The organism is Priestia aryabhattai B8W22, assembly GCF_000956595.1.
Taxonomy (GTDB): Bacteria; Bacillota; Bacilli; order Bacillales; family Bacillaceae_H; genus Priestia; species Priestia aryabhattai.
Window position 1 is genome coordinate 68,666 of sequence record NZ_JYOO01000003.1, and the last position, 18,507, is coordinate 87,172.

At 37.7% G+C, this 18,507-nt stretch carries 16 protein-coding genes and 3 tRNA genes; 3 read left to right on the forward strand and 16 right to left on the reverse strand.

What is annotated here, in order from left to right:
- Window positions 1-24: 24 nt before the first annotated feature.
- Entirely contained in the window at window positions 25-2,202 is a 2,178-nt protein-coding gene (locus tag N178_RS03030) for an FUSC family protein (RefSeq protein WP_045290353.1), read from the reverse strand.
- A 188-nt stretch (window positions 2,203-2,390) separates the two neighbouring features.
- Window positions 2,391-3,206 carry a hypothetical protein gene (locus tag N178_RS03035; RefSeq protein WP_045290355.1) on the reverse strand — a complete coding sequence of 272 codons (816 nt, stop codon included), beginning with the start codon at window positions 3,204-3,206 and terminating at the stop codon, window positions 2,391-2,393.
- A gap of 179 nt (window positions 3,207-3,385) precedes the next feature.
- Here N178_RS03035 and N178_RS03040 point away from each other — a divergent pair, with 179 nt between their 5' ends.
- Window positions 3,386-4,324, forward strand: coding sequence for a VanW family protein (locus N178_RS03040; protein WP_045290357.1), 939 nt, complete (start codon window positions 3,386-3,388; stop codon window positions 4,322-4,324).
- 73 nt (window positions 4,325-4,397) lie between these two features.
- Here N178_RS03040 and N178_RS25670 read toward each other — a convergent pair whose 3' ends face one another.
- The 10 genes from N178_RS25670 to N178_RS03080 all read right to left on the reverse strand — a co-directional run bounded on the left by N178_RS25670 (window position 4,398) and on the right by N178_RS03080 (window position 10,517).
- A complete protein-coding gene (locus tag N178_RS25670; RefSeq protein WP_013083059.1) occupies window positions 4,398-4,520 on the reverse strand; it encodes a YjcZ family sporulation protein in 123 nt (40 codons plus the stop codon).
- 188 nt (window positions 4,521-4,708) lie between these two features.
- Entirely contained in the window at window positions 4,709-5,221 is a 513-nt protein-coding gene (locus N178_RS03045) for a GNAT family N-acetyltransferase (protein ID WP_045290359.1), read from the reverse strand.
- Window positions 5,222-5,300: 79 nt separating this feature from the next.
- On the reverse strand, window positions 5,301-5,528 hold the full coding sequence (locus N178_RS03050) for a YczF family membrane protein (protein ID WP_045290361.1): 228 nt from the start codon (window positions 5,526-5,528) through the stop codon (window positions 5,301-5,303).
- Between the two features lie 696 nt (window positions 5,529-6,224).
- On the reverse strand, window positions 6,225-7,625 hold the full coding sequence (locus N178_RS03055; RefSeq protein WP_045290363.1) for a Na+/H+ antiporter NhaC family protein: 1,401 nt from the start codon (window positions 7,623-7,625) through the stop codon (window positions 6,225-6,227).
- A 215-nt stretch (window positions 7,626-7,840) separates the two neighbouring features.
- Window positions 7,841-7,912, reverse strand: a tRNA-Gly gene (locus N178_RS03060).
- An 18-nt stretch (window positions 7,913-7,930) separates the two neighbouring features.
- Window positions 7,931-8,012 (reverse strand) — tRNA-Leu (locus N178_RS03065).
- Window positions 8,013-8,038: 26 nt separating this feature from the next.
- Window positions 8,039-8,112: transfer RNA gene (locus N178_RS03070), tRNA-Trp, on the reverse strand.
- A 220-nt stretch (window positions 8,113-8,332) separates the two neighbouring features.
- The gene (locus N178_RS03075) at window positions 8,333-9,727 is read right to left on the reverse strand and encodes a phospholipase D-like domain-containing protein (RefSeq protein ID WP_045290365.1); all 1,395 of its coding nucleotides are present in this window, start codon (window positions 9,725-9,727) and stop codon (window positions 8,333-8,335) included.
- Window positions 9,728-9,856: 129 nt separating this feature from the next.
- Entirely contained in the window at window positions 9,857-9,991 is a 135-nt protein-coding gene (locus N178_RS27745; RefSeq protein ID WP_272946310.1) for a hypothetical protein, read from the reverse strand.
- A 256-nt stretch (window positions 9,992-10,247) separates the two neighbouring features.
- Window positions 10,248-10,517, reverse strand: coding sequence for a hypothetical protein (locus tag N178_RS03080; protein ID WP_045290367.1), 270 nt, complete (start codon window positions 10,515-10,517; stop codon window positions 10,248-10,250).
- A 503-nt stretch (window positions 10,518-11,020) separates the two neighbouring features.
- On the opposite strand from N178_RS03080, the gene N178_RS03090 reads away from it, so the two are divergent.
- Both N178_RS03090 and N178_RS03095 read left to right on the forward strand, forming a co-directional pair.
- A complete protein-coding gene (locus tag N178_RS03090; RefSeq protein WP_237758382.1) occupies window positions 11,021-12,139 on the forward strand; it encodes a GerAB/ArcD/ProY family transporter in 1,119 nt (372 codons plus the stop codon).
- Window positions 12,132-12,479: a hypothetical protein gene (locus N178_RS03095; RefSeq protein ID WP_045290373.1), complete on the forward strand. Its 348-nt coding sequence runs from the start codon at window positions 12,132-12,134 to the stop codon at window positions 12,477-12,479. The genes N178_RS03090 and N178_RS03095 overlap by 8 nt, the downstream gene beginning before the upstream one ends.
- Window positions 12,480-12,505: 26 nt before the next feature.
- Here N178_RS03095 and N178_RS03100 read toward each other — a convergent pair whose 3' ends face one another.
- From N178_RS03100 to N178_RS03115, 4 genes are all read right to left on the reverse strand, one after another.
- On the reverse strand, window positions 12,506-13,840 hold the full coding sequence (locus N178_RS03100) for an FAD-dependent oxidoreductase (RefSeq protein ID WP_045290375.1): 1,335 nt from the start codon (window positions 13,838-13,840) through the stop codon (window positions 12,506-12,508).
- A 20-nt stretch (window positions 13,841-13,860) separates the two neighbouring features.
- Complete coding sequence (locus N178_RS03105; protein ID WP_237758383.1) at window positions 13,861-14,520, reverse strand: YrvL family regulatory protein; 660 nt, start codon at window positions 14,518-14,520, stop codon at window positions 13,861-13,863.
- A gap of 83 nt (window positions 14,521-14,603) precedes the next feature.
- Window positions 14,604-16,685, reverse strand: coding sequence for a DNA topoisomerase III (locus N178_RS03110; RefSeq protein WP_045290378.1), 2,082 nt, complete (start codon window positions 16,683-16,685; stop codon window positions 14,604-14,606).
- Between the two features lie 127 nt (window positions 16,686-16,812).
- The gene (locus N178_RS03115) at window positions 16,813-18,465 is read right to left on the reverse strand and encodes a DUF2339 domain-containing protein (RefSeq protein WP_045290380.1); all 1,653 of its coding nucleotides are present in this window, start codon (window positions 18,463-18,465) and stop codon (window positions 16,813-16,815) included.
- Between the last annotated feature and the right edge of the window lie 42 nt (window positions 18,466-18,507).

Sequence of the window (18,507 nt, forward strand, 5' to 3'; positions counted from 1 at the left end):
AACCAGCGACATATTCGCTGGTTTTTAGTTTTCATTACTTATTTCTTCTGCTCCTAGCTCTTTGGCTAAGTGAACAACCGATTGATTGATTTTCCATACGTAATAAATGTTATGCAGCAGCTGCAGATGCTGTAAGTTTCTTGATTGAACGGACGTATCAAAATAATCTAAAGATTGTTCAATTTTTTGTCTGACATCTTCAAGCGTATATACATACGTTCCTCTTTCTCCTCGCAGCGCTTTTTCAAGCTGAGAAAAATTGCTTGCCACTTTCTCTTCCACTTCCTTGACTACACCATGAAATTCTGCTTCCTTATAAAAAGCTTCGTTTCTAGTAGAAGATGCCACCAAATGCTTGGCGTAATAATTAATAGCGGTAAAGACGGTCAAAAATTGCTGAAGGCGTGAACGGCCAACGAAACCTTTGATAATAGGATCTGAGTCAACATGAAGCTGTTTTAGCTTTTTTTCTAATTCCATTCCTTTATCAGCTAAATTGGCAAACGCATACTGATTCGTAAAACGATGCAAATAAGTGTGAACAAATTCTTTTAAAGCCGCTACGTATTCTACTGACGTGTCGGTTATTTTATCTCTTGTTCTTTTAGGAAACACAAGAGCAGATACGGCTAAGCCAATTCCAACTCCTACGACTGTGTCTAATACGCGAGCCAGCAATAAACTCTCTGAAATTCCCCCAAGAAGCATGTCATACATAAAGGCCAGCATCATTGTAATCCAAAAGCTCATAAACGAGTACGTAATGGGAAAGAAATAAAAAGCCATAAACACGCAGATAAAAAGCAGCGTTATTTCAAGTATTCCCGGTGAGACAAAGCTTGCGACAACAAAGCCCACAGCTGCTCCTAAAAGCGTGCCTACACTTCGCTGTACAGCTTTTACAAACGTACTTCCTATCGTTTCTGTACCAAGAAGCACTAAATAGCCTGCTAAGAGCGCCCAATATTGGTGCGATGGAGACAGAAAAGAGCCAAATATTAAGGTCGCAACAGCAGTGATGACCGCTTGAATAGACTTTTTCGTAGACGGTTTTAATCCTGTTTCTTCTTCTTTACTCTCATCGTCTTCTTTTTCTTCCGCTTCTTTTTGAGGCTGTTTTTCTTGCTTCACAATTGCTTGCTGCAGCTCATAGGCTTCATCAATCACGTGATTTGATATCGTTTCGATACGGCGGATTAAGTAAAGCCAGTCTTTATACCTTTTGTCTTGAGGTTCGAGTTCACTTAATTTTTGGCGCAGCTCTTGCAGATGCTGAGCTGCATCTGCTAGTGAATGAGTAGAATTTCCATTTAATACCTCTGCTTCGCGAATCGATTCCACTAGCTTTAACAGCAGCTGCTGAATATCAAAATGATTAAATGCCTTTAATTCACTGAGTTTTCGAATTGCCGGGGAATATGTCTGAAGCAGCATAACTATATCAAATACATAAAGGCGCATTTGTTCAGCTGTGACGCCAGGCCATATGTCGTGAGGATCTGTATTGCCAAGCTCTTCTGATGCCACACGGGCATACTCCGCTAGTTTTTTAATATTGCGGTTGTATTGTTTAATTTGAGCAGGTTCAATTTGTTTCTTTTGAATTAACTCAATAATTAAATCAAGCACCAAATTCACTTGAATATGAAACGATTTCATTGAAGATCTCAGCACGTTGGCAGGTCGGTCTTTAAAGATGACAAAATTATAGATAAATGCACAGCAGGCTCCTACTATAACGCCAGCTAACAGCCACGGCAGCTGAGAAAATGTAACGTGTAAAATAGAAGCAAAATAAAACGACATAAATGCTACCATCGACAGAGAGAAATAGCGAATACCAAATTTCTGTAAATAAAAAGACAAAAACACTAGCAGAACGAGAAAAACATTTTCTGCTTGTCCATATTGTGATAGAAACGAGCCAATGCCGAGAGAAACGGCGCTAGAAAGTGCTACTAAGCCTGTGGTCACTTTTTTTGCTTTTGTTGTTTCATCATTCACAACCAATATACCCATCAGGCCGATTACGCCCGATAAAATAGCAGCGGTAATTTGTGAGCTTCCCGCTGCTTTTAATACGATCAGCATAATAACGACCGCTGTAATTACGCTGATCGTAGCTTTAGAAGCCGTTTTGAGCCTTTTTCGTCCAGGATCTGCAGCGACTAAGCGGCTAAACCAATATGAGAAAATAAACACCCTCTCCTTTCGTGCTGTAGAGTTCTTTGCAGAAAGAGTAATATTATTACTTATACCCTTTTTTATTCTTTTCTATCGTATGTAAGCACGTTTTTCCACTATAACATTGCGAACGGCTAGAGAGCTAAACAAATGCTTAAAAACACATCTGTTTTCTGTCAGATGTGTTTTTAAGAAATAATCGGTCATTACAATGTAAGAGAAGAAATTTCCCATCCGTTTGTTAATGGATTTCTTTTTAAAGTAAAAACCATCGTTGTCTTTTGTGCCCCTTTATCTTCGTAATAAATAAGACAATCTACGGCGATTTTCTCTTTTGTTTTATACTTTTTTGCATGAAATAAGTCCGTTTTATAATAAATAGTGGAGATACTATGCAGTTTTGCCCATAGCTTATGCTCTTGCTTTACGCGCAAAACCGGCTGCATTAAGGCATCGTCATCTTGCTTTAATCCGGTTAAAAACATATTGACGACTTCTGCCGGCTCAGCTTTTAATGCATATTCATCAAGCTTTCCTCCTGCTTTTAATACCATTAACTGATGACCTGGATCCACATTTTGAGACTTGTGAGTCGTACTCCCCGCAAAATGAATGCAAAAATGACCGGGGAACCCATTGTCGAGCGCGCCGGCTCCGTGAGGCATTCCATTCATGGAAGCTGCAAGCATTTGGCCTTTAAACGGAATAAGAACAGCTCTTCGGTTCCAGCTCCATTTTCCATTATATAAGTGCTTCATTACTTTCGTATCTTGACGTGTAAGCGGCTGAACATCTGCGTGGTGCGAGCCTGCTCTTCGCTGCACATAAAAGTAAAAACCGGTTTCTACATCGATCACTTTAAATTTTTTCCCCTTCGGCAGTAAGCTTTCTACACGTTTCCACTTTAATACTTTTCCTGTGTCACTTACTGGAAAGTACGTAAGGTTTTCTTCTGCTTTCATCTTTTGGGGATGCACAAAAAAACTAATAAGCATAAAGACTAAAATCATTAATTTTGTCATTGTCTACCCTCGTTACCTTGTAGTTTCTCTATGTAATATGCGAAAGTACACATACAATTATAAATAGAAATTTTTACACGCTCGGCTCATGGAAAATAATACAAAAAAAGAGCTTGTGAATCCTATACATTAAACGGTTCATTTTATTCATACTAACAGGTGAAAGCGAGGTATATGATATGAATTTCACTTGGATGGTTGGACTTTTAATGCTCATTCAACCTCTTTCTACACAAGACCACCTATCTATTACTCATGACGGTAAACCAATTGAACGGATTGAACGGGACAAAGTGGCAGTACCTCTTCTTCCTGTACCTATGGTTGATCATGATCGATACAATCTTCTTCTAAAAGAATTGGATAAAAAAACATATAGAGAGCCCCTAAATGCCCGCATTGATAAAAGCGGACAAATTGTTCCTGAGCAAGCGGGTGTCAAACTATATCATAAAGATTTTGCGGAGAAATTTTATACTTATTTTTTTAACGGCGGTACGTCAACACTAGAAATCCCGACGCTTCCTGTTCCGCCTCGCGTGGATAAGGAGCTGCTTGCAACAATTCGCATTAAGCAAATCGGTCATTATCATACGGTATTTAATCCTCATAATAAAAATCGTTCTCACAATATTTCTCTCGCGGCTGAATCACTAGACAGCAGCGTCATATTTCCTGGGGAAGTTTTCTCTTTTAATCAAACCGTTGGAAAAAGAACGGCATCAAAAGGGTATATGCGTGCGCCAATCATTGTAAAAGGAGAGTATTCTGAAGGAGTTGGAGGAGGAATTTGCCAAGTTTCTTCTACCTTATTTAACGCCGTCGATAACGCTGGTGTCACAATTACGCAGCGCTACTCACACAGCCGCAGTGTTTCCTACGTACCTCCTGGGCGAGACGCTACCGTCAGCTGGTATGGACCTGACTTTCATTTTAAAAATACGTACAGTGATCCTTTGTTGATTCGAGCGCAGGTACACGGGGGAGTCGTAAGCGTGGCCGTTTACTCTACTGATGCGATTGAATATAAGCCTCGCCGCGTGCCTTGGGCTTCTATTGATCAATTGCCGAAAGAGAAAAAAATTGAATCGCATGTTGATACTGAGCCTGCTGATTAATCATCTCTTCCAGCTTTTTATAACGAACACAAAAAAGCCTAAAGGGTATCCTTTAGGCTATTCAGTGATATAATTAGCAGCCGTAGTAGCCACCGTAACCACCGCTATAACAACTACATCCGATAATTACTAATAGAATAAATAATACAACTAATAAAGCGAAACCAGAACCAAATCCACATCCAGCATTAGACATATAAGCACTCCCTTTCAACGTGATTTTCTGTTGCTAAAACAAAGAAGGTTCAAACATGGGGTGTTTCTCATGGATAGCTTATTGTATGTCTGCCTAGACGTTTTGGTTTGCTTTTTTGCTCATTTTTTAAAAATTGGGCTTGTTTTCGTCTTTACAACTCGGAAAATGCAATTTCGTAAAAGTAAAGCTCATTTCCACTCTTCCTTTAAAACCGCGTAATAATATTCATCCCACCATCCTTTTTCAGTTGGAATACATTTTTTAAAATACCCTTCTCTTCTCATCCCGATCTTTTCCATAACACGATAAGAAGACGTATTCTCAGGTTGACAAGTAGCAATAATCCGATGGAGGTTCATTGTATTAAAGGCGTAGTCCACGATTGCTTTTGCCGCTTCTGACGCATATCCTTTCTGATGATAGAGAGAATTAAATACCCAGCCAATTTCATAAGTATGGTCCCCAAAATAGTTGAAAAAGACGATATGACCAATTAGGATTTTTTCGTTTTTTAATACAACTGGAAAATTTTTAATATTTTCTTCCATATTTTCATTTACAAATTTCTTCGCATCATCCTTACTAAAAACACCTTCTGGTATGTACTTCATGACATGAACATCAGATGTATATGCGTAGACATCTTGCCAATCTTCATAGTTAAATTTGCGTATTAGTAATCTGTTAGTCTCAATATTCATGTCGATCTCCCCTATCTCAAAGCTATCTTTCTATACGTTTGTTTCGATAGTAAAGAGATAAACACCTCTTTGCACCAAGTTACTGTTGTTTTTGTTGCCGCTTCTTTAAAAGAAGATAAAGGGACTCTGCGAAAAAGAAAAATAAAAGAGAAAAAAGGACAAATAATTCGGCCACTTCCATTACACGAAACGGGCTTAATGCATTGTATAGTGCCTGCAGTACGTTCGTTCCTTGAAAAAGATCAATTCCTACAGAAAGAGCGATCACAGATCCAAATAGCAGCAGGCTAACTCCAATAATTTTCATTCCTTTCACTCCTCACCTAATCGTTACTTACCTCATAGGTTCGTCATTTTCATTTACCGTCATGCAAAAGATGATTTGTTAAAAATTACATAATTATACGGTTTTTGGTCAAATTAATAAAAAATACAGTAAGGGTGCTTTCATTTATGCCTTCGTTCTTTAAAAATCAAAAATCTACAAATAATCTTCGCTCTCAGGCAAATCAAACAAGCAGTGAACAAGCAGAGTCTTCTTTTAAGAATTTGCTTTCTGAGAACCTTACCTTTATTAATAGGTACAGCTACTTTATTTAAAATTAAATCGCCTTCACGTCTAGCGTATCCTTTAGGTATCATTGTGTTATTTTTGTCGATTACAATCGCTAGTAATTTTCAAGAACACCTTTATGAAGGGCTGCACGTAGCGAGATTTCTTTTACATATGCCGCTATTTTCTATCGTACCTATACTGCTTCTGATTATCGCCTTTTTGAAAAAATAGGAAGAAGCAGCACAGATAGTATATCTCTAATAAATAGAAAAAATAGCGTTAAAATTATCGAGGTGATGTTCGTGTATATATGGTTTTATGATCATTTTGTTAATACCATCTTATTTCCGCTTACTTGTATCATGCTAGTGTGCCTATCACTAGGGCTGTATGCATACGTTAAGCTAAAAAAAATGAAAAGTGAAGAATAGATAGCTACTCCCTCATTTAAAACAAGAAAGATACAACAAGATAGAAAGCAACTGTTATTCCCGCTGCAATTAAAGCTGGCTTTAATTTATATTTGGCATATTCAATAACAGATAAATCTAATATTTTGGCGATGGTATTCGTATCGTCGCTCAAAGGTGAAGAAAATGCTCCAAAGGAACCGCTTGCAAACACCGCACCGATAATTAATGGCAAAGAAAGATCTGCAGAACTTGCAAGCGATACGCCAAGCGGCATTAAAATTCCCCACGTTCCCCAAGCAGATCCGATAAAGTAAGAAATAGCAGCTCCAAAGATAAACATAAAAGGAGTGACAAACATTTGAGGAATCCACTTAGAATGTGCCGTCACAAAATTTGAAAAACCTAAGTCTTCTGTAACAGCGGATAATCCCCATACTACCGATAACAGCAGAATAACGGACATTAAGTCATTACCTCCTGTGATAAAACCATTAAGCAAATTCTGTAATGTAAAGCGCTGAAACAAGAAAAAAATGAGGGTAATTAACGTAGTGATAATTAAAGCTACTACCATCGCTTCTAACACGTCTGCTTTAATAAATGCTTCAAAAAAGCTGTGGCTCTTATGATGTCCACTCCACCATGTTAAAAGTAAGGTAAGTGAAATCACAACAAGTAAAGGTACTAACAAATTCCAAGGCTTAGAAGGCAAATCCTTCGACACGCAAGGATGACAATCATGCCAATCTTTTTCGTCTTCTTCCTCGAGCTTCATAGGAGCGGTAGATGTTGAATGATGAAAAAAGCTGAAATAAATCCCTACTAAAATAATCACAATCGAAAAGAAATTATAAGGAATGCTTTGAATGAATAAAGAATAAGCGTCTTGTTTTATGCCTTGATGATCAATTGCCATTTGAATGATTGATACCATATATCCTACAAATGCCGTTGCCACGGGAATTAAGACGATAACAGGGGTAGCAGTTGTTTCAATAACAAACCCTAGCTCTGCTGTCGTCATTTTCACTTTTTTCAGCAGCGCTCTCATGATGGGCGCGATCGTCACAAAACGAAATGTGGGAGCACTAAATGTTCCAATAGTTGAAACATAGGTTAAAATAAGTGCTTTTTTTCTTGTATCAATTCTTTCTGCAGCTGTTTCCACAAAACCTTTAACTCCTCCAGCAATCTTAATCATTCCGATAAGCCCTGAAAACGCGTACAAAAAGACGACGATTTCTATATTACTTTTATTTCTAAGAGCTTGTACAACGTAGTGAAGTAGCTTTTCAACACCTCCGACAATCGAATGATCAATCAAATAAGCACCTACTAATAAGCCTAAAAACAACCCTGGCAACACTTGTTTGGTGAAAATAGCTATTGGAATAACAATTAAAAACGGTATAATTGAAAACCAACTAGATTCCATAGGACTCTCCCCTATCTTAAAAACCATATTAGATGTCTTCACGTATCGTTCATTAGCTTTTAATGTAACCCCAATAATATGTGTATATTCATGAAAACAACGCGTATAAACAGCACTGCTTTAATAAACTATTTCTGATTAAAAACAGCATCGTAAAAATCTTTATTTCTACAACAAAAAAAGCAGTTTGCACATGCAAACTGCTTTTGAAAAGAAGCGGAAGACGAGGTTCGAACTCGCGACCCCCACCTTGGCAAGGTGGTGTTCTACCACTGAACTACTTCCGCGCATATATGAAGTAAAGATGCGGGTGAAGGGACTTGAACCCCCACGTCATAAGACACTAGATCCTAAGTCTAGCGCGTCTGCCAATTCCGCCACACCCGCGTGTGAATTAAGAGATAACTCCAAAATGGCAGGGGCAGTAGGAATCGAACCCACACTGACGGTTTTGGAGACCGTAGTTCTACCTTTAAACTATGCCCCTAGAAATGATTTCTTCAAAGAACCTCGTTTATTAACGACGCTATATTATAATAAAACATATATGTAATTTCGTCAATAGGTCTTTTGATGAATCATAACTAGTACTAGCGGCTTCAAAAAAACTGTGAGGCATATCACAGCTTTTTACACATTCCTTTCACCAGCTGCAGTCTTCTTTAATCTTTGCTATTTGTTTTTAGAGACTCTGCTCTAACACAGTACTATACAAAATGTCTCCAAAATCTTGTAAAGACCGAAAGAATATGTAGAAGTGCAGATTTTACAGGAGGCACGTTTTTTTGAGAATCCGTATTAAAATCCACAGGTTCCCCCTCATTTCCCACAAGCATACTGTGAGAAATTTTGGTTTCAATAGCTCCTGTTAGCTCGGCTGCAAATTCTTCACTATCTATCATAACCATGGATTCAGTGTTTAAAAATACAGAACGTGAATCTAAGTTAAAAGAACCAACTGCACTTAAACGCTGATCATAAACAACAGATTTCCCGTGAATTGAATAAGGCTTTTGATATTCATAAAGCTTCGAACCAGCTTTTATAACGCGATTCTTTACTCCCAAGTATGCAGAAAAAGCCATAGCATTTGGAGTGGATGTAATAGAATTAGTTAAAATAATTCTTTGCACTTTTGGTTTTACTCTCTTATCTATATACTGTTCCATCTCTTTTGTTGGTACAATATAAGGACTTTGAACGACAATGGATTTTTCAGCTTGCTGGGAAAGCTTAATAAACGTTCTCCATATAAAAGGGCTTTTATTCATTCGTTGAATAGGATTTGTAATAAAAGAAACCTTTCTTGTAGGCATCGTTGATTCTCTCCATACAATATAAGGATGGACAAAAGGTTCATTTGCTTTTTTGGCCTCTTCGTATTGATCTATTAACAATTTCTTTCCTGAAAGGCCACGAAATTGTTTAGTTTTCTTGAGCTTCGGAAAAGCTTTTCGGGTATACGGGTGGTTCCATAATTTCTCTACATACTTCTCCATGGAGACAATAACACTATGACTTTCTTGCTTTGTGTTATAAATCAGCACATCGCGGTCATAGACAAAATTTTTATCTGGTTGACTGGCCAAGTATTTATCTCCAATATTTCGTCCTCCACTAATACCTAATTGACCATCGACTACTATTATTTTATCGTGAAGACGGTTATGCCATGTCCAAGGTTTAAACATAGCAAAGGGTTCATAGTACTTTAATTCAATATTATGATGGGAAGCTAGAGCATAAAGAACATTTTTTCTCTTGCCTTTTAATCCGTGAGAGATCCCGTCTAACAGCACTCGAATACGTATACCTCGATCTGCAGCTTCGAATAAAGCCCCCATAAGTAAATCCGAAGAACGACCTTTACCGATAGAAAAGTACGCAATATCAATTGTATGCCTCGCTTCTTGAATCATCTGCATCCGAACAAGCCCTGAAAAATAACCGTTTTCCAAAAGCATAACGCGGTCTGTGGATTCTTTCTTTCCATAAAAATTCTCAGTATTCATTACTTTTAAGTCTTTTCCCTTGTGCGAAGGGACATAAAACAGTACCACTGCAGTTACAAATACATATATGAAGTACAATACGACAATCATTATTAGTATATTTATTAGCATATTTCCTGTCACAATCCCTTTCCATTCTTATCGTTCTGTTTTTATTAGGATTCTTACTTTTTTAACTTCTATACCTTTTAAAATAAGAATGGAATGATGGATTATTTGTTACACCACTGTTGATTTCCGTGCAAAATTCCGCTTTCCGCAGGCGGCCGTTGAGCCTCCTCTTCGCATACGCTCCTGCGGGGTCTCACCTCTTCCGCTTTTTCTGCAGGAGTCTTCGCCTTGCCCTCCAAACAACAGCTAGAAGCACCTACATACATGAAATCTACGTTCATCCTACCAATAAAAAATCCGAACGAAGATTCTATGAGAAATTATTTCTGCAGAATCATACTCCCTATCTGTAATTTTTTTAAATAATTCTGGCATGTAATGAATTACTGGAAAATGAGCGTAAATACTTCTTACGCAAAAAAAAGCAGAAGTTCATTATCTTCTGCTTTTGCAATTTATACCCTATTGTGAACCTGCTCTAAGTAAAACAGCGGCTCTTTTATTGATTAAGGTCGTTTTCCATATCTTTTATATCTTGCTGAAATTCGTTTAAACGCTGACGCTGGGTTTCAGAAGCATTTTCAAGCGCGTTCTCAATTTGCTGAGAGGCTTCATTTACTTCACCTATCGCTTGCTTCGCTTCATGTCCATACGATGCATCATTTTTAGCTTCATTTGCCTGTTCATATGCATCTACTGCTTCTTTATGCCCCTGCTGTGCTGCTTGAAACGATTGTTGTTTATCTTTATTATATGGGAATTTTTTCATCATAGTGCTCCTTTCCATTTGTTCACTCTTTAGTGTGGCATTTTTCTACTTATTCATACGACGCTTCAATAAGTTAAAGCTAAGTGACTACTCCTCATAACAAATCACTCAATCATTTAAGGGCTCTATAAAATATCTTCTATCTCCTGAAATACTTTCTATATTTTACAGAAATGTATAATCACTTTCTTTAGCGGACATCATACGAATAGCTTATCTGAACGAAAAATGTATTGGGGTTGACTGCATGCACTTGTTTCTTTCCTTTTTGATCATTTGTGCAGGGATTATACGGATGGAAATGAAAAGATTACCTCAACACTCTCATAAAAAAGAACGGAACATTTTTATGGTGTTCATGACAATCAGTATCATAATCGCTCTTGCAAAAATCTTTCGGCTGCCTCTACCGAACCCTTCTGATTGGGTAGAAGTAATGTTTCAACCTTTAAGTCACTTATTATTCCGTTGGATCACTTAATTCGTGTATATGGCAAAAGGATGTGCTCATTTTGCTTAATGAAATCAATATTTCAGCTGCACAGTTTCGCAAATTAGTAACTTTATATAGCATCGGAAGCACAATTATTGTTGTACCTGCCGCTATTACAGCTGATGCTCATCAAGATGCCTGGATTGCAGCACTCTTCGGCGTAGCATCAGGAATTGGCTTAGTTTTGCTTTTTACCTCACTAGGAAAAATGTTTCCCACGCTTACGCTGATGGAAATGAACGAAAAAATTTTAGGCAAACTATTTGGAAAGATTGTTTCTGCTGTTTTTGTGTTATCTAATTTATTTATCAGCAGTCAAGTTCTTTACTATGTAGGAAATTTTCTTACCACTCAAATCCTTCCCTACACGCCGCTCACAGCCATCCACATTGCATTTATGGGTGTCGTCATCGTAGGAGTGCGTCTAGGAATAGAAGTGATTGCACGAAGTGCCGAGATTTTATTCCCTTGGTTTGTCGGATTGTTTGGACTTCTTATTTTGTCTATGATTCCGCAAATTAAAATAGAGTATATTCAGCCTGTGTTGGAAATACATCCAAAAGCTTTTATTCGTGCTGTTTTAACGTTTTTAAGCATGAGTTCTTTGACTTATACTATCCTGCTTATGATTTTCCCTTCACACACACCAGACACGAAAAAGGCAACTCAATCTTTTTATGCAGGTAATATAGCCGGTGGACTAGTGATGGTGACGTTAATCTTACTCGGGATTTTAGTACTTGGTCCTTATTACTCCCAAATCACCATGTTTCCAAGCTATGAATTAGGAAGAAGAATTGATGTAGGAAACTTTCTTCAAGGAATTGAAGTAGTCATTGCTATTTTGTGGTTCATTACTCTCTTTTTTAAGCTTTGCATTTACTTTTACGCTACTCTTTTGGGGTTTGCCAATGTATTTCATATAAAGGACTACAAGCTATTTTCTTTTCCAGTCGCACTCATCATGATTACACTTTCCCTTATTGTGTATCCAAGCGTTTCTTATCAAAAGGATTGGGATACAAAAACGTGGATTCCCTACAGCTTACTTGTAGGCATCCTATATCCACTTTTCCTTTTAATTGCAGGGTTTATTCAAAACAAAAAGCGGCGTTCTAGCAATGGATAAAAAGCCAAAAACCTTTCATAAAAAATGCTCCTTCAGTATAAGTAATTATTTTTCAGGAAAATATAACACTAATTATTTTCATGCTTCCATCGCTGGACTGTGTCAAATTTTCAACATTGCTGAAACCCGCTTTTTAACGTTACCGATGGGATTAATCGTTGCGACTTTTTCCATTATTGTGTACCCAAGCATTACTTATCAAAAAACATGGTTAGCCGAAACGTGGATTCCTTATAGTTTTTTGATAGGAGCTTTATATCCTTTTATTCTTCTTATCATAGGATGGATCCGCTTTAAACCTGCTAAAATAAAAATCAAAAAGATAATAAAATCCACATAAAAAAAAGCAGGTAGTCACCTGCTTTTTTATGCTTTAAGCGCTTGAAGCCCTGCTTGGTTTAAGAAATGCCAAGGCTTATTAAAGTGGGGTTGAAAGAAAAAGTCCATAAAGCCAAGCTCATCGATGGTCATTTCTTGCTGTACGCATACAGACAATGTATTGATTGCTTGAGTGGCATCAATTTTAGAAATAACCTGCGCTCCTACAATTCGTCTTGTTTCTTCTTCGTATACTACTTTTAACGTGATATTTTCGTACGTTGGCATGAATTCTGGTCGGTTATTTTCAGAGATTGTGATACTTTTCACATTCATATCAAAAAGAGAAGCCGCTGTTTCAGTTATGCCGGTAGACGCAACATTGTAATCATAAATATGCAACCCTGATGTCCCTTGTGTTCCCATATACTTAATCGTCGGCTTAACAAGGTTTTGAGCTACTAATGTTCCCATTCTAACCGCATTTGTAGCAAGCGGAATATAGGTATGTTTCTTAATCGGATTGTAGTAAATCGCACAGCTATCTCCGGCAGCAAATATATCTTTTTTGCTTGTTTGCATATATTCATCAACCACAATTGCGCCGTTTGGAAGCATGTCGACCTGTCCTTTTACTAAGTCTGTGTTTGGACGGAAGCCAACACACAAAATCACAAGATCCGCTTCGTATTCACCTTCAGTTGTCACTACTTTTTCAACACGTCCATCGCTGCCTGCAAATTTAGTAACCGCTTGGTTTAATGCTAATGTAACTCCGCGATTTTCAAACTCAGTTTCCATTAGGTTCGTAAATTCTGGATCAAGATATTTATTTAAAATGCGATCCGCACTATCAATAAACGTGACTTCTTTTCCATACACTTCGAAGGCTTCTACTAATTCTGCACCGATATAACCAGCACCAATTACGGCGATTTTTTTTGCTTGTTTTGCTTTTTCAATAATGTGATTGGCATGCTGATAATTTTTACAAAGCACAACATTATTTAGATCGATGCCTTCAAGGTTTGGAATAATCGGCCATGATCCAGTTGTCATTACTAATTTATCAAATGTATCTTCAAATTCTTCGTTTGTTTCTAAGTTTCGCACTGCTATTTTTTTGTCTTCTGTATCAATATTCGTCACTTCATGTTTCATTTTCATATTTACACCCATCTCCTGCAATTCAGACGGTGAAGAGTAAAATAAGCCATTTGCATCTTTTACGATCCCGCCTACATAGAGCGCAATTCCACAAGACAAAAATGAAACATTATCATTTCGCTCATAAACTGTAATTTTAGCTTCTGGATAAAGTTCTGCCATATTTTTTACTGCTGCTGTTCCTGCATGTGTACACCCTACTACTGCAATTTTCATAGATGATATCCCCCTTAGGATTATAGAAAATATGATATTGTGAAGTTATTCACATATATTGTGAAATGTTTCACATATCTTTTACAATTCTTATTATACAAACATGTTTGTCCTTTTTCAAGAGATATGTGAAAAAAATCACATACTTTTTTAAAAAAATATGTTACAGAGTTCTTTAAATAGCGTTGAAGCTTGATATGATGCGCTTTTTTTGTTGATGCGTTGCTGATGAAAAACTTCATCAGTCTTTTTTTTTCACGTAGAAACTCACTATCCAATGCACTCTCCATACAAAAGAATAAGACGGATAAAAGAGTCACCGCTAAAATAGATACAGTGATTCCGCTCACAAGCAAGTCTGCTATATAAACTGATAGAAAAGTAAAAAAGATATCCACAAAAGCTGCAGATGTTATAAATAGTACTCTGTTCATCCTAGCATTCTTCATTAAAAAAATAAGTGCCTTTGAAAAAAGCTCTGTGACAGAGCCAAACACAAAAATAAAAAATAGAAATAAACATATAGCCCAGTAAGAGTCATATTCCACTCCCATCACTTTAAGGAAGCCTATAAAACCAAAAAAGTAGCTTCCCATTAAGATAGCTAAAATGATTAGCACCATCGTTCCTGCTATAAAGAACGCAATTAAACGATCCATTCCCTTGCTTTTTCTTTTCATTGTTCCACGCCACCTTGCTTACTCATCTCTTAATCCATACTATACCAAAAAAGTGCGATACCATGGTATCGCACTTTTCTACGTTACTTATCTTTTTTATCTTGAAGAGCTTGTTTTAAAGCATCCCCCAAGCTTGAACCAAATGCTCCGTCATCGTTGTATTTGTTAAGAAGCTTTCGTTCTTCTCGCTTTGAAATCTTTTTCTTTTTGTCCTCAGCTTTTTCCACTACTTGACATGAACGGCATTGGAAGTACGTCCCTGCTTTTCCTGAGTGAATTTCCATTCGTTTATGACATTGCGGACAGCGTCGGTTCGATAGTTTAGGGTCTTTTGCGCGTCTATAGCTGCACTCAAGGCTTGAACAAACGAGCACTCTGCCTTGCTTTGTTTTCTTTTCTTTTAAGAACGAACCGCATTCTGGACATTTAGAGCCCGTTAAATTATGGGGTTTGTACGTTTGATTACTTGTTTTTACTTGTTTAACCAGCTTTTCCGTTTGCTCACGAATATTTGTTAGAAACTCTTTTGCATTTCCTTTTCCTTTAGCAATGGCTTCTAAGTCACGTTCCCATTTAGCCGTAAGCTCAGGAGACTTTAACTCGTCCGCTACTAAGTCAATCAGCTGCTTTCCTTTTTTGGTTGCATGCAGACGATTGTTTTGGCGATCAATAGATTCATTTTGCAGAAGCTTTTCAATAATATCTGCACGTGTTGCCGGCGTACCTAAATTATGTTTTTCCATTTGTCCAAGAAGATCTGCTTCTGTATAGCGCTGCGGCGGCTCTGTAAATGCACTTTTCATCTTTACATCCTGAATGAGCAGCTTGCTGCCTTCTTCCATATCAGGCAGCTTCACCGTTACTTCTGAGTCTCCGCCAGAAACTTTTTTGAAGCCTACATTCACGACTTGCTTTCCGCTTGCTACTAACTGTTCCCCGTTTACTTCAAGCTCTGCTTTAACCACTTCATACTCATATGCGGGATAAAATAATGAAATAAATCGCTTTGCAATTAAGTCATACAGCTTTCGTTCATCAGCTGATAGGTCTTGTAAAAACACAGGCTGATCCGTCACGATAATAGCATGGTGATCACTTACTTTTTCGTTATTAACCACTCGCTTTGGCAGCTGTGCATTTCTTAAAATTGGACGAACCTCTTCTTTATATACAGCAGAGATGCTTTCCAAACGCTCTTTCATAGTAGAAACCATATCTGTTGTTAAATAACGGGAATCAGTACGTGGATAGGTGACTAACTTATGCTGTTCATATAGCTTTTGAAGTACATTTAATGTCTTCTTAGCAGAGAAGTTAAAGCGTTTGTTAGCATCTCGCTGCAGTTCGTTTAAGTCATAAGGAAGCGGCTGCGCTTCTTTATGCATTTTGCGCTTAATTGTTTTTACAACTGCCTCACCTGATAATTTTGAGTGCAGCTCTTTTGCGCGTTTTTCATCAAAAATGCGCTTTTCACTGCCCTTTTGCCAAGCTGCTTCAAAAGATGAAAACTGAGCTGTAAGCGTCCAATATTCACTAGGTTTGAATGTGTTAATCACTTGTTCACGCTCAATTATCATCGCAAGCGTCGGTGTTTGGACCCTTCCTGCCGACAATGGTTCTTCGTATTTAGTCGTTAACGCTCTCGTTACATTTAAACCGATAAGCCAATCGGCTTCTGAACGGCAAACGGCTGAATCATACAATCGATTAAACTCTTTTCCTGGCTTTAACTGTTTAAACCCGTCACGAATTGCTTTATCCGTTTGAGACGAAATCCAAAGGCGTTTAAACGGCTTGTTCCAGCGTACCTTGTCCATAATCCAGCGTGCTACAAGCTCTCCTTCACGCCCTGCATCAGTCGCAATAATTAACTCTCCAATATCCTTTCTTTTTGCTAGATCGGATACTGTGCGAAACTGAGAGCTCACTTTACGAATTACTTTTAATTTCATTTTCTCAGGCATGATTGGCAGATCTTCTAATCGCCATGTTTTATATTGGTTATCATAATCCTCTGGTGTTTGTAATTCAACTAAATGACCAAGTGCCCATGTTACGACATACTTTGGCCCTTCAATATACCCTTTTTTTGTTTGTGTGCTGCCAAGTACGCGCGCAAGATCACGTGCTACACTTGGCTTTTCTGCTAATACAAGTGATTTCATTTTATGTATACCTCCAATTCACTTGTTCCATTATACATGATTGTATACTTTTTGTACGACTTCAAGGTTAAGTTTACATAATACTATTATAATAAATAAAGCTGAAGAATTTCTCTTCAGCTTCTGGCTACTTCTTTTTATAAAATAGTCGCGAAATAATTAAACCGATAGCTCCTAAGACGATAAATAACAGGGCCCGGATAGCTATTGGGATAAAAGGTAAATCATATAAAATGAGTTTAAAAAGTGTTAAGAACAAAATGCCCACGCCGACATACGTTGCTGTTTTAAACGTTTTAAGTGATCCTATCACGAATGCAGCAATGGACAGCACTAGCCAAACGGCCGTCATAATAAGCGTTTGTGTATTAGCGGAAAAATCATTGGTGCCAGCGACCGTCACTTCCGTTGCAAAAATTAAAGAAAGAATAGAAAAAACAATACTTCCTCCAATTTTGAACGTATCATGCTCATCTTTTTCTGTTTTTTGAATGCTGATCCATATAAATACTAGAATAGACGCTAACACAACAAGCCAATTTAATGTAGGAAAAGACAGCACTTCTTCGATTGGCGTAACTAAGATATACGTGGCGCTCAATATATAAATCGTATAAGAAAACAGTTGATGAAGAAGATTTTTATACGTCATGGCTATATAGTAAACAGCCAGCCCTTGAATCACATATAAAATCACTCCTTCTCTTAAATCGACGAGCTGATGAATAAAAAACGCTACTGCAACAATTAAATAGGTAATAAAAAATTCAAATTTCTCTTTAGAACTTCTTGCTGCGTAAGCACCGAATGCGTAAATAATAACTAACGCAAGCAGCACCAGTGTAGTCGTGCCATCGTTGAAAACGGCGAGCAGCCAGCCGTACGTAACTGCTAAACTTGATAAAAGAGTAAACGCATATATTTGCAGTACGGACTTTGATAGAAAAAAACTAGAAAGTAAGCATAAATGCTGAATAAGAATCGCCATACCTAATAACTCTTTTACACCATTATCGCCAACAAACGAATAGTAAATCAGCAGGGTAAGATTTAATAGTACCGCAGAAAGCACATATAAAATAGAATATTTTTGTTTGACTGCCACATATAAAAAGGCTATATACAGAAGCGTTTCATAGCCGACGAAAACGAGCGCATTAGGCGAATTACTTTCAATTAGAAACGGAACTAGTACGCCTCCCACTGCGCTAATAATCCCTAATGCCTGCGAACGATAAAAGACTGTCGCAATAATCCCTAGGATAATCCAGCTCGCATTTAGGATAAAAGCAAGCGTTGGTCCCGTTAAATGATACAGGCTATGCATCGCAAACGTCGTTAACATGAGAATAGGAACGGCTCCTCCTACAAGTACTTGCCCGAGCACCAGCCTGCCCTTTTTAATTTGGAAATGACCTGTCACAGCAAAACCTATCGAAACAACAAAGCCGAGAACAACTTTTGCTTTTTCATTCATTAACCCATAGTCAGAGGCTGCTTTAAATCCCCATAGCACGCCAATGATAAACACAAAAATAAAAATTCTCGGCAGCCATGTTTGAAAAAGAACTTTTTCCCAATCAACGGGTTCTTCTATTGCCTGTGAGCTTTTAGCAGCTGTTTGAGCAGGACGTTTAATCGTCTCCTGGCGCTGCTTGGGAGGAGCGTGAACTGCTGGTCTAGGAGAATTTGTTTTATATACGAGCGACTTTAGCGTGGCTACGTCTTCTTCTAAACTGCTTATTTTTCGTTCAAGCTCTTCTATCCTTTCTTTTTCCATATTTCCTCACCCTTTCTCTTTAAAGTATTTGTGATTTTTATA

Coding starts and splice junctions, on each gene's coding strand:
- N178_RS03095 (WP_045290373.1), top strand. CDS start 12,132: ATGGATAAAAAGCCAAAAACCTTTCATAAAAAATGCTCCTTCAGTATA.
- N178_RS03045 (WP_045290359.1), bottom strand. CDS start 5,221: ATGAATATTGAGACTAACAGATTACTAATACGCAAATTTAACTATGAA.
- N178_RS03055 (WP_045290363.1), bottom strand. CDS start 7,625: ATGGAATCTAGTTGGTTTTCAATTATACCGTTTTTAATTGTTATTCCA.
- N178_RS03035 (WP_045290355.1), bottom strand. CDS start 3,206: ATGACAAAATTAATGATTTTAGTCTTTATGCTTATTAGTTTTTTTGTG.
- N178_RS03100 (WP_045290375.1), bottom strand. CDS start 13,840: ATGAAAATTGCAGTAGTAGGGTGTACACATGCAGGAACAGCAGCAGTA.
- N178_RS03075 (WP_045290365.1), bottom strand. CDS start 9,727: ATGATTGTCGTATTGTACTTCATATATGTATTTGTAACTGCAGTGGTA.
- N178_RS03050 (WP_045290361.1), bottom strand. CDS start 5,528: ATGAAAATTATTGGAGTTAGCCTGCTGCTATTTGGATCTGTGATCGCT.
- N178_RS03040 (WP_045290357.1), top strand. CDS start 3,386: ATGAATTTCACTTGGATGGTTGGACTTTTAATGCTCATTCAACCTCTT.
- N178_RS03115 (WP_045290380.1), bottom strand. CDS start 18,465: ATGGAAAAAGAAAGGATAGAAGAGCTTGAACGAAAAATAAGCAGTTTA.
- N178_RS25670 (WP_013083059.1), bottom strand. CDS start 4,520: ATGTCTAATGCTGGATGTGGATTTGGTTCTGGTTTCGCTTTATTAGTT.
- N178_RS03080 (WP_045290367.1), bottom strand. CDS start 10,517: ATGAAAAAATTCCCATATAATAAAGATAAACAACAATCGTTTCAAGCA.
- N178_RS03110 (WP_045290378.1), bottom strand. CDS start 16,685: ATGAAATCACTTGTATTAGCAGAAAAGCCAAGTGTAGCACGTGATCTT.
- N178_RS03105 (WP_237758383.1), bottom strand. CDS start 14,520: ATGAAAAGAAAAAGCAAGGGAATGGATCGTTTAATTGCGTTCTTTATA.